We start from the raw sequence: 17,260 nt of genomic DNA, 5'->3' as shown, positions 1-17,260 counted from the left end.
CCACAATCCTTCGCAAGCCATTTATGAAATGTCAACAGACCCTAAGCAGCTTTAGTTTTACTTAGCGTCTTCAACAAACTCTTTAAAGTCAGCTTTACGTATTTTTGCATGGATCCCCTTGGTCTTATCGACCACTTGCGATACTTCAAAATCGGTAGCAGCGCTTAGATAAGCATAAGCAATCGCTTCATCAATACCATATTCTTGATTTAAAAAACGAATCGCTTCACGTGTAGATTTTTTCATTGCTTCGTCTAAATCTTCATCTAATCCTGGTGTAATCCAAAATTCAGCATTCTCTGCTAATGGCTGTACGATTTCTTTACCCGGGATCTTATCTTTGCCTGTTTTTAATAAAGTGAATTTGAATGTTGCTCTTGCTGAAGCTTCTAATGCAGTTAATGCAACTTCGCCATCACCTTGGGCAAAATGACTATCACCGGTATAGAACAATGCACCCGGCACTTGTACTGGGTAATATGCAGTTGATCCAGCACCTAACTCATTTATATCAATATTACCACCATACATCGCTGGTGGTACTGAATGAACTGGCTGTGATGTATTCGGTGCGACCCCCATAATGCCCATAAACGGACTTAGTGGGAAACGAATCGATTTACCTGATTGTGTTTTTAGTACCCCCTCATATTCACCCTTGGCATTTTTTTCTATTGGGGTAAACACTGAAACGTTTCCATATCGCTCAGGATGTTCAGCCGAAGCATTTTCTTGTTGAGGTCTTTTAGGAAATTCGCCCACTAAAGCACCTTTACCATGACGATTTGAAATGACGCCATAGGGAACGCGAGGCTCTACTTTAATGACTTCTACTTTTAAAATATCACCAGCTTGTGCACCTTGAATCTCAATTGGGCCAGTCACAATATGAGGTCCATCTTTATGAAAATCATGTTTTAGAGAAGATTTTGTAATATTTTTTGCTTCATCTAAAATGTATTCATCTTTCACCCCTTTTGATTTAAAGAATTTTTCCGCATCCCGCCCTTGATCTTCAAGTAAACCTTCATGTGAAACTGTATCAAAAGTTACCACACTCCCCGACGGAACAGAAATCACAGGCTTGGCATCTTTATTCGGTAAGTAACCCCAAGTAATCGTGTTTAAAGTCGAAGGTACATAATAATTGCCTTTGTATTCACCGTCTTTTAATTGAACCGGCTTATTGGATAATTGCTTAAGAACATTAAAACTTTCAGCATGAACGACTGAAGTACTGATAGCACTGAAAATAAACAGTGAAAGAACCGTGTGCTTAAACATAAAAATACCTTTAATAATTGAAAAATAAAAATATTGCAAAGGTGTTTTCAGCAAATTTCATGCCACGGTAAAATTACTTTAATCTGTTCATTTCAATAGCTATTGCGCCAATTGTTTACAATTAGTCGGTCTATTCAAGTGCATAAATAATGAAATGCCCGTAAATATCTTATTTTTGAATGGGTTTTAAAGTACTTAATTTTAATGTGTACAGTTTTCTCTCAACCTATTCGGCTTCTTTCATAAGTCCTTTTAGGGCGATAAGCCAGCAAACTCCCCCTCATCCTAGCCTTCTCTCAAAGGGAGTAAAAACTTTTAACACCAATATAATTCACTCATTACGATATTTTTTGATTGATGAACTACGAATAAAAAACCCCACCAAATGGTGGGGCTATTTACATCATAATTCTATTTAACTTCTTTTACTGTAAAAGATTTATCTTTAGCAAGTTCAATGGTTCCTTCATCGCCTTTAGAATGAATTGAAACACCATTGTCACCTTCTAAACGCATACCGCTTCCAGCAGATACTTCTTTCAATGAATAGTTATTTCCATCGCTATCCGTTAATGTCGCTGTAACAAAATTATCACTGGTCTTAAGTGTAAATTGTTTCTTATCAGCGGTTTCATATTTTACCGTTTTTTCAGCTGACTCATTTGTATCAACAGCAACGGCACTACTACTTACCTCATTATCAGGAGATGTCGCTTTATCTTTGTCTTTTGCACTACACCCAGCAACAAAAACAACAGCTAAAAAAGATGAAATTAATAATAATTTTTTCATGTTTAATCTCGAATAAATATGGAAGTTAAGTTCTAACATAGCGCTTTAGAGCAATCCAACCACTTATTGCGAATAACTACTTGTTGCCTACACAAATTATAACAATCACTTAGAACCTTATACACTTTAAGCTTGAATTTTGTTTTAATTTAAATATTTAGTTTTATTTTTTGATCAATGGATAAGATGTATTAAGCCTAGATAAGTGCTGTCATTGCCGATTAGGACGAGACGGTTTTAAATCATTAAAGAAAATTACTCGGCTATCTTAGCTTATGCCTACAGTATGATTTCTTATAGAGGAAGCCTAAAAATTACTTGAATTAGATATAAAAAATCCAAATAAAACTTTGCTTTAAAATTAATAACTCCCCCACTTTTCGATATCTTTTAATTGTGAAATAGAGTTTAAATAGTCAAAAACTTATCTGTAAAATATTTGTCTAATCTCAAACAAGACTTTATCTTTACAATAAAAAAGACGCTTTAAGCGTCTTAGCATAAACATGATTTCGCCAACCTATTATATCAATCAGCCCACTGTATCAGTGGGCGTTGGGTTAACTGTCCTTATCGACTGAATGTGGCGTTGTTGTTTGATCTTGCTTTTGTGTATCTGTATCTCTTTTTTGACACGCTGTTAAGCCGATCAACATAGCTAAACTTAAAATTGAAAATATTTTCATACTTCGCTCAGTTTTGCCTAAAAATACACCATATAAAAGTATGGACTTCTTGATGTGTATTTTGTGAAACTTGCGTAACATTTCCCACAGCCTTAGCAAAGTTTTAAATCAGTATAGATGACAAATTATATACACTCACCAACAATGCTTACATTTAAAAAATCTACTCAGATTATTAAGATATTTTTTAATTTTCAGAATCATAGACACATGTTTGGTTTTCTCTTTAAAAATCCATTTAATTCGCCAAAATTTAGTCACTTCGCCTTAATATTAGCCAGAATTTCGATCGGTTTATTTTTCTTTACAACGGGTTATAACAAATTATTTGTAGAGAAAAATCAACAAATCATGTTGGAAACGATTGTTTCGGCAGGTATACCTTTTCCAGAAGTGACAGCTATCATTGTTTCTTTATTTGAATTTGTATTCGGGCTATTGCTAACCATAGGATTATTTACTCAGTTAACCAGCCTTATATTGATCTTTATTTGCTTTGTTGCACTCGTAACCGTTGGTATTTATACAATTCCACCAGGCCTTAATTTGATCACTTGGATAAGCTGGTTTTTCTATATCCATGATTTGCTTTATATTTTCATTTTACTTTTTATTTTTACAAACAGGCCAGATTCTTTCACTCTAGATAAACTTTTTTTCAAAAAATACTTTTAGAAAATAGCCACTTTTTGGGGAAGTGGGTTATTAAAATAATATATCAGTTGATTATGATTTATGAGAATTTCTCTTTAAATGAAATTTTAAAGTTTATTTATCTAAACAAGCATCTTCAATCAACTTACTACCCTGTGGAAATTTAGTCACAGTTCTATAAGTTTCAATAAGATCTGCATTGTAATCATAATATCCCGCATACAAGAAAATTTTTCTAGCTTCGCAGTCGTGATAACCAATCATTTTGATATAATTTTGAAGCTCATATTCTCTACCAAATATTATTCTAGTAACAATAACTTTATATTTAGGTTGATCTAAATCTGTTTCTCGTTCTGCGATTAATTTATCATTTCCAAGATACCGAGTATGATCACGATCAAAATATTCTTTGAATTTCTCTATATTTAATTTTTTATCAAAAATTGGCATTATTGGATCTGCATAACAAAGCTGTGATATCCATAAAAGAAATAAAAAAAGGATTTTTTTCATAATTTATAATTTTTTGAATGCTCTATAAAATAAATTTAGCTTACATAAAATTAAAGCCCATCCATTGATGAGCCTTTCAGTTATTTGGTTTGTTTTGGGTCAACTTTATAACAATCGGTTCGCATCTTCGGTGAGAGTGTATTGCTGTTAAGCATACTCATCCCATTCTGACTCTGATATCTAAAGCGATCATAATCACTCATTGTTGATGTAATGTTACTGACATCTGCTCCATATCCCATACAATGCGCATGATTACTTTCTAAATCATAACTGGTACAAGATACCAAGAAAAAAAAGCTAATAAATATTAATGATTTCACTTGTGTTTTTACTTTAAAGGCTAAAAAATAATTTGGTTTAAGTAGATGTTTATAACGCCCGTCTACATCATAAAAATATGCCATATCCGATGTATAAGATCAACATATCTTCACCGCCTTGAGCCACCATGTTATATACTATTTTAGATAAATTTACCGTAATTGCCTTTGTATGTCTGACCTACAGTTTTCCTTAAGTGAATACCTTGCAACTGTTCAAGAAGTTATACGTGTAACTTTTGATGAACCAATATGGGTAAAAGCTGAGATTAGAAATCTAAGTATCAAGGGCGGCCACTACTACTTAGAACTTGCAGAAAAGGAAGAAGATTCAGATAAAGTCATTGCCAGTTGTAAGGCAACAATCTGGAAATTCTCTGCTGCCAAAATGGTATTAAAATTTGAACGTGAAAGTGGTGTTGAACTCTCTCGCGATCTCAATGTACTGATTAAAGTGAAAGCTGTATTTAGTCCCCAATATGGCTTTTCAGTCAATATTGAAGCAATAGATTCAAGTTATACCCTAGGTGATATCGCACGGCGTTATCAACAAATTTTAGAAAGACTGACCAGCGAAGGTTTACTGAATAAAAATAAATTACTCCCTGCCCCATTTGATATTCAAAATGTCCTCGTTATTGCTCCTGAAAATGCTGCTGGCTTGGGTGACTTTAAGAAAGATGCAGACGCTCTCGATCAAGCTGGGGTTTGTCATTTTGTCTATCATACGGCAACGTTTCAGGGGAACACTGCGGCTACAAGTATTTCTGAAGCTTTAGCAAATGCATTACGACAATGGGCGAAAGACCTCAGTACACCACCAGATCTTATTGTGATTATTCGTGGTGGAGGTGCAGTCAATGATCTAGCCTATCTCAATGACTACAATCTCGCTGCGCTACTCTGCAAACGCTCTGTTCCAATCTGGGTAGGTATAGGCCATGAAAAAGATAGAACTATTTTAGATGAAGTGGCGAACCGTTCTTTTGATACACCGAGTAAAGTGATTGGAGGTATTCGAAATCTAATCGTAGAGCGCACTCAAGATGTGCTAGATTCTCTACATAAGATTAAACTGTTATCTCAGCATCAAATCACAGCTTATCAAAGCCAGAATGATCAGTACATCAAAGTCATTAAAACGCTTTCTCAAGGGCAGATCAATGAAGCAAATAAAAGCTTAGATTTGATGAAAGGTACTGTTCAGTATTTGGCACAGCAACTGATTAAATTGGCATCCAATCAAGTTGAATCACTCATGCGTGAAACGCTTTTGCAAAATCCACGTCATGTCATGGCCAAAGGTTATGCTATTGTCCGTAGTGATGGTAAAGCCATTCGTTCTATTCAACAAATTTCAACTGATCACATCCAAGTAGAGTTATTGGATGGTACGATCAACGCAAATGTGACACAGGTATTAAGCAATGGCTAAACAAGATTTAACATTTAAAGAAGGTTATGACGTTCTAAAGAAAAATGCAGAATTATTAGAATCTCAAGAAGAACCTGATATTGATAATTTGATGAAGATTGTGGAAGAATCCATGTCTGCATATAAAGCCTGTAAGTCACGTGTAGATGCTGTGCAACAGGCTCTAAATGAGACTTTTAAAGAATAGATAGATAATCAATCTAAATGTTCAATAACTTTATAACTCCTAAACATGCTATTTCTCCTATAACAATAAGAGAAATAGCACTACAAATATAATTAAATAAAAAATTATTAGTAATTAAACACTTAACATACTATTTAAGGTTTCACTGACATTTTTTGATTTCACTTGAGATTTTAATCCTTCAAGTGCGGCTTTTACTTCACTTCGTTGTGGTTCAGCTAATGTATACCAGCGTGTAAGGACTTGGAGTAAACGAGAGCCAACAATTGGATTCTTCTCATCCAAATACTTCGCCAAATCGACAAAATGCTGAACACCAAAACTCCATGCATTGACAGGATTGGCATTTAAACCACCACTCACTGAACGAATACGGTTAGGAGTACCTAAATCATAATCAGCATGTGACGTTAAATACTGAATTGTTTCAGCCGTTGCTTTCGGATGCGCTGCTTGAATCATAAACCATTGATCTAATGACAATGCTTCATCCTTAAAGCGCTTATAGAAGTCCGCTAAGGCTGCTTTTGCTTGTGGAGCATCATTCCATACCAATACTTTAAGTGCCCCAAGTCGCTCAGACATATTCACAGAATTTTCATACTGTGCATAAGCCAAATCAAATACTGCGGTATCCCCCTGACGCGCCATAAAACTCAACATGATATTTTTCAGAGCACGAACACCCATTGCTTGTGAAAATTCATTTTGTGAATCTGGATCAAGTGATACATATGTTTCTTTAACAAAGTCACCCAAGACTTTAGCCAATTGATTCAACAAGGCTTCACGTGCTTCATTTACAATCAAAGGATTATAATCTTGATCAATGCGACTACCCAAATAACCTTCACTTGGTACATCAAATAAGCGTGACGCCAATAGCGGATCTTTTTCAATTACATTTGGTAAGGTCTGTTTAATTGCATCTACATAAATTTGAGCATCATGACCATTAAGCAAAATACGCTCAAGCAAAGTCTGTGTGGCTTGCCACTGGTTAAAACCATTGGTTTCATATTGTAATAAGAAGGCAAGTTCTTCATCTGAATAGTTAAATTCAAGATTTACCGGTGCTGAGAAATTACGTAATAAAGATGCTACAGGCTTTTCGGTCACACCTGTAAATTCAATACTTGCTTCTGTTTGATCAAACAAATACACCCCATCTTTTACCCCATTCTCAAATAAAGCCTCAGAATGCAAGGTGTACTGCTCACCTGTTTCTGCATTAAACAATGCTAAAGCCACAGGAATAGGTACAGCTTTTAAATTTGGATATTTAGGATGGGGTTTTAAACTTTGTTTAAAGCTTAAACGATAAGTTTGAGTACTCGCATCATATTCACCTTTCGCTTCAAGCTTTGGCGTTCCTGGTTGGTTATACCAGATTAAAAATGCAGACAAATCGACACCTGAACCCGCAGTTAAGGCAGCAACCCAATCTTCAACAGTGACCGCTTGACCATCATGACGTTGAAAATATTCATCGGTACCCTTACGGAATTTTTCCTTGCCCAATAAAGTTGACATCATGCGGTTAATTTCCGCACCTTTCTCATACACTGTCGCGGTATAGAAATTGTTGATTTCTACAAAATGATCTGGACGTGGAGGATGCGATAATGGACCTGCATCTTCTGGAAATTGATGCGCTTTAAGCACAGCAACATCGTCAATACGTTGTACTGCAGCCGATTGTAAATCTTCTGAAAAAGACTGATCACGGAAAACTGTTAAGCCCTCTTTTAAACACAATTGGAACCAATCACGGCAAGTAATACGGTTACCTGTCCAGTTATGGAAATATTCATGAGCAATCACAGACTGTACACGCATGATTGCGGCATCAGTGGTATATTCTTCATCAGCAAGCACACATGATGTATTGAAAATATTTAAACCTTTATTTTCCATTGCACCCATATTGAACTGACTGGTTGCCACAATCATATAATTGTCTAGATCGTATGCACGCCCATAATGTTCTTCATCCCAACGCATAGAATGCTTTAACGCTTCCATCGCAATATGACATTTTGGGATATCTTTTTCTTCTGCATAGATTTCTAAAGCCACATCACGACCTTCTGAAGTGGTATAACGGTCTTTTAAAACTGCTAAATCACCAATCACACAGGCAAATAAATAAGCTGGTTTTTTGGTTGGATCTTCCCAAATGGTATAATGGCGCTCATCACCAGTTTTACCCGCTTCAATCAAGTTACCATTTGCCAAAAGCACAGGATATTTGTTATCGGCTTCTACACGAGTGGTAAACACAGATAAGACATCTGGACGGTCAGGATAGAACGTAATTTTACGGAAACCTTCTGGCTCATTTTGAGTGACAAATAAATCACTCCCCGCAAGATATAATCCTTCGAGTTGTGTATTGGTTTCAGGATGAATGACCACAGATGTTTCAACGATGGCTTCATCTGGTGCATTGGCAATCACCAATTGCTCAGAATCAAGCTTATACTCACTTTCAGTAAGCTGCTTACCATTAATAGAAATTGATTTAAGCTCAAGATCGCGTCCAAGCAATACCATATCTCCTGCTGCTTGGCGTTTCATGACTAATTTGCTGTTTACATTGGTATGGTCATCATAAACTTGGATATCGAGATTGATTGAATCTACAACATATGAAGGTTTTTGATAATCTTTTAGATATATAGTTTGATCTGCTTCAACTACTGGGTTTGCCGCGATATTCATATGATGTCCTAATCCTATTGTTGAGCTTCGACTTGTTATCGTGAGCTTGATCATCAATCAAATTTCACAAAGTGTCTGTTCTGTACTGTTGATTAATTTCTATATGGGTCTAGTTGAAATTAATTTCAATTGTTGGAATGCAAAAAACGTGCGAGATGGCCTATATTTATACAACAATTTATCCTGTAAATTAGAAATGATGCTTATGAAAATTAATGCAATAAAAAGCAAACAAGATTTTTTAACATTTTTAGATAATCTCAAACAAGATCATCTTGAAAATATTCAACAATGGGAAAATAAAGATCTGCAAAGCTTTTTAGCAGCAATGCACAATTGGGTGGAAGATATGGAGGGTTTTTATGCCAATACCCAACAGCCACAACCAGAGTGCATCCCATGGAAAATTTTTGCAGATATTTTAATGGCTGCAAAAATCTATGAATAATGACAAGGAAAACTTTGAGGAAAATATATGAAATCGCTTAGGCTATTTATAACTATAATGAGTCTTCTCTCTTTGCCTGTTTATGCAAAGCAAACTGCCCCATATTTTTGCTTTAAAGAAAGTCAAAACAACATAGACGAATTGTCAACAGCCCCGAACCTTCTGCTTATTTCTGAGGAAGAATTTCCAAAAGTCAAAACAGTTCAATATTATCCTTATATGAAAAAAATCTCGTTAAAGTTTACCCACTATGATGCTGTTGATACAGCACAAGGTAGACCAAGTGAATTTCACGATTTCTATAAAGAAATAATCAATCAGAAAGAAACAGGAACTTATGAAATCGTTTATCAAGGTGCTGTGCTTTACAATGTCAATTACACCAGCAAAAAAACCAAGAAAATGACCCAATTCGACAGACTCTATCCTAATGATGGACAAATTTTTCAAAAACTTAAGCAAAATGGGGTTAAATGCTTTTAACGGTATTTTTACAAAGAAAAACTTAGAATAATGCCTTCTTTATCTGAAATTATGGATAATGGCTGTAAATGAAACAAAGATATGGAATTATGAAGTTGCGAACCTTGCTCAGTGTATGTGGTTTTACTTTGTTGAGTCTAAGTACCATCAGCCACGCAAATCCTGAGTTTCTCCCCCCAGATCAAGCTTTTCAATTCTCTGCTGAATCAATTTCAGAAAATAAAGCACAATTGAAATGGACAGTTGCACCTCACTATTACCTTTATCATGATCAATTTAAAGTAACAGTCAACAATAAAGCTGTACCTTTAAGTCTCCCAAAAGGTCATATCAAAGATGATCCAACCTTTGGGAAAACAGAAGTTCATTATGAAAATGTGACTACACAGATTCAAGTCAAACCAAATTCACAATATTTAGTGATGTATCAGGGTTGTTCTGCGGATGGCTTATGTTATCCATTACAAAGGAAAACTATTGCAACTGATGCAGATGGCTTATTACCACAAAGCAATACATCGTCTAAGCACCTATTCAATAATAATTCAAATAGCACATTACTCAATCAGCCTGCTACTGTCCCAGCTCAAGATAAAAAGCTCAAAGAAAACGCTGAAACTAAAGCCAATTCAACTGCTGAAGAACCAGTTCCAAACAAAGTATTGGATGATCAAACCACTCAGCTTGGACAAAAAACTGTCAATAAAGCAGATAACACTGCACATCTAATCGACCCCAATGCTTCTGTTGCAAGTAGCAATGCAATTACAGATACGGAAAATTCTGCTGATTTAAACAGCAATACGGGCACTAAAAACAATACATCGTCATTACAATGGAATGATGATCAATCATTCTTCAAACTATTGTCTAAAGACTCTCTGTTTCTAAATTTATTGGTGTTTTTCGGTTTAGGTATTTTACTGGCGTTTTTACCCTGTTCGCTGCCACTTATTCCAATTCTCTCTGGCATCATCATTCAGCGCGCGAAAGGTTATAAAGCTGTTGTGATTGCCTTGTGCTTTGTAGTGAGTATGGCAGTGGTTTACGCCATTATGGGGATTGTGGTTGCTGAAATTGGTTATAGCTTTCAACGTTGGTTCCAAAGCCCTTGGATCGTTTCATTATTTGCAGTTTTATTTGTTGTATTAGCTTTAAATTTATTTGGTTTATATCAATTAAACTTACCTCAATTCATCACCAATAAATTGAGTCATCTGCAAAATAATCAAAAAGCTGGGACAGTGCTCGGTGCTGTGGTTATGGGTGCATTATCAGCACTTATTGTTGGCCCTTGTATGAGTGCCCCACTTGCTGGCGCATTACTATTTGTTTCACAAACTCAAAGTGCTGTATTAGGTGGCTTGTACTTATTTATTCTCGGTCTAGGTATCGGTTTACCTTTATTTATCGCCAGTGTATTTGGTTCTAAATTATTACCAAAACCAGGTAAATGGATGGATCGGATTAAAGTCAGTTTTGGCTTTATTATGCTGATGGTTGCATTGTACTTTATTCGCCCTATGCTGCCTTCGACTGTCTATGCTGCAATTTTTGCCTTGCTGTGTATTGCATTGGCAATCTATCTCTTTATTGCTCTACGTGACAGTGAAAAAACGGTTAATAAAGTTATTCTTGCCATTATCGCAATAGCCAGTTTAATGGCTGGTTTTTTGAATATTCAACAAAGTTATTCTGCTTATCAAATTCAACATAGCCAAACAGAACATTTAGTTTGGAACAAAGTGACCACCGCTGAACTATTAGAACAGGCTTTGGTCAATGCAAAACAGCAAGGCAAACCCATCATTATTGATGTCTATGCAGACTGGTGTGTGGCGTGTCAACCGATTGAAAAAGAGGTATTCCCACGTACCGATGTACAAGAGGCATTGAAAAACTTCACGCTTATCCAATTAGACTTAACCGAATACAACGCCTCACAAGACATCATTTTAAAACAACGTGAAATTTTAGGTCCACCAACCATGCTGTTTTTAAATAGCAATGCACAAGAAATCCGTGAATTGCGCTTTACAGGTACCTTCTCAGCACCACAACTTATTCAACAAACTGAAAAAATACACACAGGACGTTAAGCAAACTCTCCATGATCACTGCACAAGCAATTCATTTAGGACCGATTATGTTGCCATGGGGATTAACCATCCTCATGCTTGCGATACTGATGAGTGTGGTAATTGGAAAGTTTAGCTTTCAATATTTTAGCATTTCAAATTTACAATGGGCTACGTTTAAAGACTCGATTTGGTCTGCATTCTTGGTTGGCTTGTTATCTGCACGACTGGGGTTTGTCTTACTCAATTTAGATGTTTATTTAGAGCATCCAATTGAAATATTTAAGATTCAAGATAAAGGTTTTCATCTTTATGTGGGAATTGCTTGCGCTGGCCTATGGATGGTTTGGAAAAATCGATCTCTAAAGAAAAGCTTTATTGCACTATGCTTTGCAGCTTTTGCCCTGTTTTTCATTTCAGGCCAATATTTCTATCAACAGGTACAATTGCAATACCAACAATTTCCTCAAGTCAATTTAGTGAATCTTCAACAAGAGCATGTTGAGCTGACTCAGTTCCTCGGTAAACCCACCGTAATTAATCTTTGGGCCAGTTGGTGTCCGCCTTGCAGACGTGAAATGCCGGTGTTAAATGATGCTCAACAACGATACCCCAATGTGCAATTTGTCTTTATTAATCAGAATGAAGACGCCAAAACGGTGCAAACGTATTTGCAACAACACAAACTTAATTTGCATTGGGTTCTACTGGACTTTGACGGTGTAACGGCACAAAAAATGGGAATGTTTGGCTTACCCAGCACTTTATTTTTTAATGCACAAGGCAAATTAATCGATACACATATGGGGGAACTTACCCATGCAGCGCTTCACCAAAAAGTTCAAAGGATAGTTTCGGAATAATCTATTTCATTGGCATTGATTAAAGAATTATTGCTTTTAACCTTAGGAGTCATCTTGATGATTGATTTAAAAACACTCGGTATTTATTCGCTTGGTTTGGTGTTAAGTGGCTCTTTGTTTGCTGCTGATGCAAATTTCCTTAAAAATAAATTGGAAGAAGAAGGTTATAACTTTGTTAAGCAAATAGATGCACCCGAGGGTTTAGAAGGTTGGACGGGCTATAAAGATGAATATCCATCGACAATCTTTATTTCAAAAGATCAAAAGCACTATATCGTTGGTGACCTATTTAATGCTTCAGGAAAAAATTTAACCGAAGAAGCGATTAACACCCATGTTAAAGGTGCGGTATTAGATGAAATTTGGAAAAGCCTAGAAAAATCAAGTTGGATTCAAGACGGCGATCGCAATGCGCCAAAAGTCGTTTATGTGTTTAATGATCCAAACTGCCCTTACTGCCATACCTTCTGGCAACAAGCACGTCCCTTTGTAGATTCAGGAAAAGTTCAATTACGTCATATTATGGTTGGGGTCATTCGCCCAAGCAGCAAAGGACAAGCCGCAACGATTTTAAACAATGCCAATCCTGCAGAAATTTTCAAACAATACAATTTAAGCAACGGTAAGAATAAACTGGTGGAAATGAAAAGCATTCCTAAGCCGTTATCTGAAAAGTTAGATGAAAATACCAAACTGATGGATAAATACGGTTTTTATGCTACTCCTGCAATGGTATGGAAAGATACAAAAGGTGAAATTCAAAGCCAGCAAGGCGCACCGAAAGACATTAAAAAGTTATTTGATTAAGCAATGATAAAAATGAGTGATTAAAACCCACTCATTTTTGATTAGGGTGTTTTGCATATTTAAAATGAATTGAGTGACATGCAGTTTTATTTTAACTCTTAAACCATTGTTTCACTTGAAATCTGATAATTTAAAATTTATCGTGGTTTTATTTTAGAGAGATCGTTTAACAATTCCATAAGCTGCTGGATTTTCTCTGCACCATATTGTGTTTGAATATCTGTATAGCTTTCTTCCATTTTCACCGCTTGCGTCTCAAAGTATCTTTTACCTTCATCGCTCAGCTGAATCAAGCTCACTCGTTGATCATGTAGATCTTTTCGTTTCTTAATCAGATTTTGATCAAGCATACGATTTAAAATCCCCGTTAAACTGGGTCTTAAAATACATGCCAAATCAGCCAAGTGGTTATTTTCAAGTTCATCATATTGATAAAGTACAGAAATCACACGCCATTGCTGCTCAGTCAAACCCATTTCATTTAAAATCGGTCTAAAATGCATCATTGTAGCTTCTCGCGCTTGTAACAAAGCTAAAGTCAGAGATGGCGATACGCGAATCGGTTTCATAAAAATCCTTTAAATAAAAATTTATAGAGAGATTAATTAAAGAATTTATTCAATACATAGCCTCACGATTTGACTGATCAGTGAATTCATACAAATCCATATTTTCTTGACGACAAAATGATAATAAAAAATTTATGCTGCTCATGCGAACAATCTTACAGTAACAACATCTGCGCAAAATAAAAATATTGTGGCAATGCTTGTTGCATATCATAAAAAATCATCAATAAAATGAATGACTCACTTTATTTATATGATTGTAGTATATAGCAAAATTTTCAACTTTTGTTCAAGTGCTTCAGCCTGTTTGGCTTTATCCACGATCTTGAATTACCCTGCTATTCTTTTTAAAATTCTGCGCAAAAACGAATGCTGGTTGATTTTTCTGTTTCTTTTTTGAGTGGTTATTTTCTTTTTAATCGTCTTGCTGTCTTTTTCCGATATTCAGGTAAATAAAATCCATAAAAAAATGCATTAAAAAACTCGCAATTAAGCGAGTTTAGGGTGCGTCAATCATACGATTGACGCTTAAAGCCACACAAAATACAGACCAGGGAAAATCAAATCTTGTACTGCTTTAATTCGTCTATTATTGATCATTTTTTTAAAAACAACTTATCATTTTCAGCCAATTAAATATCATTTTCTGACTAAAATAAGGCTTAAATGACATTTTGTTTATTTCTTAATCGAACAAAATCGCTCAAGCGTCATTCCAGACTGCTCAATACTTTGCTTTTGTCGATCTAAAAAATTATTGGCGATCACCAACATCATATTGGCCGTATCAAGTTCTAAATTTTCTTTCGAAATCCTAGCAATCGCTTGATAAGCATCTAAACGTGAACAAAATGCTTGATGCTGTTCAATCGCAGTGATCGTGCTATGCGCTTCATCCAAGATATGTTTAGTTGCATTGACTTGATCAGTATAGGTTTGAATACGTTGATCATACTGTTCTTGGGTGAGTTTTTGCGTGGATGATTCAGCAAAACTTTGCGTGCTCAATCCACTACTCAGAACAATACTGCAGAGGCTCAAAATAAATCTATAGATCATGCTGAAGCAAACCTTTTATTTATAAAATATCTGCTTTCCATACATCTTCGTATTCATCAGCATCTATCATAAATCTAAAGCCTTGTTCCAAAGCCAGATAAGGGATCGCATCAGGAAAAACTTCTTCAAGCTCTTTTACACTGATCACATCAAAAAAATCTTCCCCCTCTTCCAACTCACCACCATAAATAAACCATGACACGTTTTCAGCATCTGGCTGTTTACGCAAACCCACGATCGGTTCTTTATTTAAGGTTTGCTTAGCGATAGCCACGAGATCCGTTTCATTGACTTTGATATATCGAGAGTCAAATTCTTCACACACTAATTTCTGTTCTTCTACAAAATCTTGCAACATGTACATTTCCGAGCGATTGGATTTTGTTAAATTGTAAGCTGACAGTTTGACAATCACAATCAATTCACCAAAAGAATCTTGCATCACGCGTTTATTTTGTTAAACTTGATTATGTTACATTTTCAAGGTGAATCGTGATGCCGCCAAATTTGACTCCGCCATCGAAGTTAAGTGATCGCTCTGTAAGAGAAAATTTTAAGACAATCAATTCTCTTATTTCTATTATCGAGCCTATCTCAAAGCAAGATTTACGTACAATTGAATTTCGTAGCAACATCTGTATTCCCTATCCTTTGGAAACCGTTGCAGCAGGTTTTCCATCACCCGCTCAAGACTATACTGAAAAGAAAATTGATTTAAATGAACACTTAATTCATAACCCTATTGCAACCTTTATGTTAAAAGTTAACTCCTTATCAATGAAAAATGCAGGTATTGAAATTGGAGATGAAATTTTAATTGACCGTAGCCTAGAGGCTGAACACGGCGATGTTGTTTTGGCATTAATCAACAATGAATTTACAGTCAAACGCTTTATGCAAGTTAAAGTATCTACAGGAATTTATGATATTTGGCTCAAAGCAGAAAATCCTGATTTTCCAGATATTCATCCACACAGTGAAGAACAAATTATGATTTGGGGTGTCGTTACTTGTATTCTTAAAAAATTAAAATGATCATTGAACGGCATAGCCTTTGTTTGTGCCAATCATCTTCAAGCTTCATTTGCGATACCCACATGGCAACCAAGACTCACTAAAAATAGGTTAAAAAAATAATTGTTATGATTGAATCATTAAGACGTCTAGCACTCTCTCATCAAGGCCTAATTTCACCTGCTTCCTTTGGTACAGGATTATCTGGAACACGCCATGCGATTGAACATCTTGGCTATGTTCAGATTGATACAATTTCTGTGGTAGAACGTGCCCACCACCATATTTTATGGAGCCGTGTTCCAGATTATCAGCAAAGTCACTTAAATCAACTGGTCAAACAGCAGCATATTTTTGAATATTGGTTTCATGCAGCATCTTATTTACCAATGCAAGATTATCGCTATGCACTTCCTCATATGACATCGATTAGAAATGGTGAGCATCGTTATTTTAATCGCGGTGATCAAGCTTTTATGAATGAGATTCTAGCCCGGGCGAAAGCTGAAGGCAGTATTCGATTACGCAACATTGAACAAGGCAATAAACAAAATTCGGGGGGCTGGTGGAACTCAAGTTTAGCGCGTCGTTCGATTGAGCAATTGTTTATGCAAGGCGATTTGATGATTTCTGAACGTAATGGTATGGAAAAAGTCTATCAACTGACCGAATATTGTATCCCAAGTCATCTTGATCTGAGTGTTCCTACACTAGAGGAATATGCCCGCTACTTGTTCAATACCACGCTCCGTGCACATGGCGTGTTTGCATGGAAGCAATTGTTGCATTTAAAAGTTGGGCAAAAGATTCGTGAGGCAATGCGTGACATCGTCAATGAACAATTAGATGCAGGTGTGATCACCACTTTAGCTCAATTCGGCAATAGTGACAAAGAGAGTCAAAATCTTTATATCAAAACCGATGCCTTAGAACAGATCCCGAATATTGAGTTAAAAGTAAAAATTCTCTCTCCTTTTGACAATCTGGTAATACATCGTGAACGTTTAAATACCCTGTTTAAATTTGATTATCGTTTGGAATGTTATGTGACACCACCTAAACGTATATTTGGTTATTTTTGTTTACCTATTTTATATGGGGATCAAATTGTCGGACGTATAGATTGCAAAGCACATCGGGCAAAAAATCAATTTGAAGTCATCAGCCTACATCTTGAACCGCAACATCTTAATCATACTATTGCAGACGCGGCGCATTTCTTTAGCGCACTAAACACTGAAATACGCCATTTTGCCCAATTTAATCAATGTATAAATATAAATGAAGGTCTTCATAAAATTCTTGATGAAAGCAATAAACGATTTAAGTAATCGACAA

19 protein-coding genes are annotated in these 17,260 nt (G+C 35.8%); 10 read left to right on the top strand and 9 right to left on the bottom strand.

The window, feature by feature from the left end:
* Positions 1-57: 57 nt before the first annotated feature.
* The 3 genes from L3V46_RS09370 to L3V46_RS22845 form a co-directional block, all read right to left on the bottom strand.
* Positions 58-1,284: an acetamidase/formamidase family protein gene (locus tag L3V46_RS09370; RefSeq protein WP_209826047.1), complete on the bottom strand. Its 1,227-nt coding sequence runs from the start codon at positions 1,282-1,284 to the stop codon at positions 58-60.
* Between the two features lie 411 nt (positions 1,285-1,695).
* Positions 1,696-2,076, bottom strand: coding sequence for an NADPH-dependent 7-cyano-7-deazaguanine reductase (locus L3V46_RS09365; protein ID WP_239045507.1), 381 nt, complete (start codon positions 2,074-2,076; stop codon positions 1,696-1,698).
* Between the two features lie 560 nt (positions 2,077-2,636).
* Positions 2,637-2,762, bottom strand: a complete 126-nt coding sequence (locus L3V46_RS22845) for a hypothetical protein (RefSeq protein WP_004821939.1) — start codon at positions 2,760-2,762, stop codon at positions 2,637-2,639.
* A gap of 210 nt (positions 2,763-2,972) precedes the next feature.
* On the opposite strand from L3V46_RS22845, the gene L3V46_RS09360 reads away from it, so the two are divergent.
* A complete protein-coding gene (locus tag L3V46_RS09360; RefSeq protein WP_239045506.1) occupies positions 2,973-3,437 on the top strand; it encodes a DoxX family protein in 465 nt (154 codons plus the stop codon).
* A 93-nt stretch (positions 3,438-3,530) separates the two neighbouring features.
* On the opposite strand, the gene L3V46_RS09355 is transcribed toward L3V46_RS09360, so the two are convergent.
* Positions 3,531-3,932 (bottom strand): hypothetical protein, encoded by a 402-nt coding sequence (locus tag L3V46_RS09355; protein WP_239045505.1) that lies wholly within the window; start codon positions 3,930-3,932, stop codon positions 3,531-3,533.
* A gap of 80 nt (positions 3,933-4,012) precedes the next feature.
* Positions 4,013-4,339: a hypothetical protein gene (locus tag L3V46_RS09350; protein ID WP_239045504.1), complete on the bottom strand. Its 327-nt coding sequence runs from the start codon at positions 4,337-4,339 to the stop codon at positions 4,013-4,015.
* An 88-nt stretch (positions 4,340-4,427) separates the two neighbouring features.
* On the opposite strand from L3V46_RS09350, the gene xseA reads away from it, so the two are divergent.
* Positions 4,428-5,690 carry an exodeoxyribonuclease VII large subunit gene (gene xseA / locus L3V46_RS09345; RefSeq protein ID WP_239045503.1) on the top strand — a complete coding sequence of 421 codons (1,263 nt, stop codon included), beginning with the start codon at positions 4,428-4,430 and terminating at the stop codon, positions 5,688-5,690.
* Complete coding sequence (xseB, locus tag L3V46_RS09340; RefSeq protein WP_034615548.1) at positions 5,683-5,877, top strand: exodeoxyribonuclease VII small subunit; 195 nt, start codon at positions 5,683-5,685, stop codon at positions 5,875-5,877. Before xseA ends, xseB begins: the two co-directional genes overlap by 8 nt.
* A gap of 114 nt (positions 5,878-5,991) precedes the next feature.
* On the opposite strand, the gene pepN is transcribed toward xseB, so the two are convergent.
* Complete coding sequence (pepN, locus tag L3V46_RS09335) at positions 5,992-8,601, bottom strand: aminopeptidase N (protein WP_239045502.1); 2,610 nt, start codon at positions 8,599-8,601, stop codon at positions 5,992-5,994.
* Positions 8,602-8,806: 205 nt separating this feature from the next.
* On the opposite strand from pepN, the gene L3V46_RS09330 reads away from it, so the two are divergent.
* The 5 genes from L3V46_RS09330 to dsbG all read left to right on the top strand — a co-directional run bounded on the left by L3V46_RS09330 (position 8,807) and on the right by dsbG (position 13,280).
* Complete coding sequence (locus L3V46_RS09330; RefSeq protein WP_227504254.1) at positions 8,807-9,049, top strand: hypothetical protein; 243 nt, start codon at positions 8,807-8,809, stop codon at positions 9,047-9,049.
* A gap of 27 nt (positions 9,050-9,076) precedes the next feature.
* Positions 9,077-9,532, top strand: a complete 456-nt coding sequence (locus tag L3V46_RS09325; RefSeq protein ID WP_034615556.1) for a hypothetical protein — start codon at positions 9,077-9,079, stop codon at positions 9,530-9,532.
* Between the two features lie 68 nt (positions 9,533-9,600).
* Positions 9,601-11,631: a protein-disulfide reductase DsbD gene (dsbD, locus tag L3V46_RS09320; protein WP_239045501.1), complete on the top strand. Its 2,031-nt coding sequence runs from the start codon at positions 9,601-9,603 to the stop codon at positions 11,629-11,631.
* 11 nt (positions 11,632-11,642) lie between these two features.
* Positions 11,643-12,473 carry a TlpA disulfide reductase family protein gene (locus tag L3V46_RS09315; protein ID WP_239045500.1) on the top strand — a complete coding sequence of 277 codons (831 nt, stop codon included), beginning with the start codon at positions 11,643-11,645 and terminating at the stop codon, positions 12,471-12,473.
* A 57-nt stretch (positions 12,474-12,530) separates the two neighbouring features.
* The gene (dsbG, locus tag L3V46_RS09310) at positions 12,531-13,280 is read left to right on the top strand and encodes a thiol:disulfide interchange protein DsbG (RefSeq protein WP_239045499.1); all 750 of its coding nucleotides are present in this window, start codon (positions 12,531-12,533) and stop codon (positions 13,278-13,280) included.
* A 137-nt stretch (positions 13,281-13,417) separates the two neighbouring features.
* Here the strand turns inward: dsbG and hpaR are convergent, their stop codons facing one another.
* The 3 genes from hpaR to L3V46_RS09295 all read right to left on the bottom strand — a co-directional run bounded on the left by hpaR (position 13,418) and on the right by L3V46_RS09295 (position 15,266).
* Complete coding sequence (gene hpaR / locus L3V46_RS09305) at positions 13,418-13,849, bottom strand: homoprotocatechuate degradation operon regulator HpaR (protein ID WP_004821962.1); 432 nt, start codon at positions 13,847-13,849, stop codon at positions 13,418-13,420.
* 678 nt (positions 13,850-14,527) lie between these two features.
* A complete protein-coding gene (locus L3V46_RS09300; protein WP_239045498.1) occupies positions 14,528-14,908 on the bottom strand; it encodes a hypothetical protein in 381 nt (126 codons plus the stop codon).
* A gap of 19 nt (positions 14,909-14,927) precedes the next feature.
* A complete protein-coding gene (locus tag L3V46_RS09295; RefSeq protein ID WP_151957464.1) occupies positions 14,928-15,266 on the bottom strand; it encodes a hypothetical protein in 339 nt (112 codons plus the stop codon).
* 137 nt (positions 15,267-15,403) lie between these two features.
* Here L3V46_RS09295 and umuD point away from each other — a divergent pair, with 137 nt between their 5' ends.
* Together umuD and L3V46_RS09285 are read left to right on the top strand one after the other, a co-directional pair.
* A complete protein-coding gene (gene umuD, locus L3V46_RS09290) occupies positions 15,404-15,943 on the top strand; it encodes a translesion error-prone DNA polymerase V autoproteolytic subunit (RefSeq protein WP_151802384.1) in 540 nt (179 codons plus the stop codon).
* 107 nt (positions 15,944-16,050) lie between these two features.
* Complete coding sequence (locus tag L3V46_RS09285; protein WP_239045497.1) at positions 16,051-17,253, top strand: crosslink repair DNA glycosylase YcaQ family protein; 1,203 nt, start codon at positions 16,051-16,053, stop codon at positions 17,251-17,253.
* Positions 17,254-17,260 lie beyond the last annotated feature (7 nt).

This window comes from Acinetobacter sp. AG3 (genome assembly GCF_022343575.1).
Lineage (GTDB): Bacteria > Pseudomonadota > Gammaproteobacteria > Pseudomonadales > Moraxellaceae > Acinetobacter > Acinetobacter guillouiae.
The sequence above is the reverse complement of the archived record's forward strand: the minus strand, read 5'-3'. Positions and strand labels throughout refer to the sequence as shown.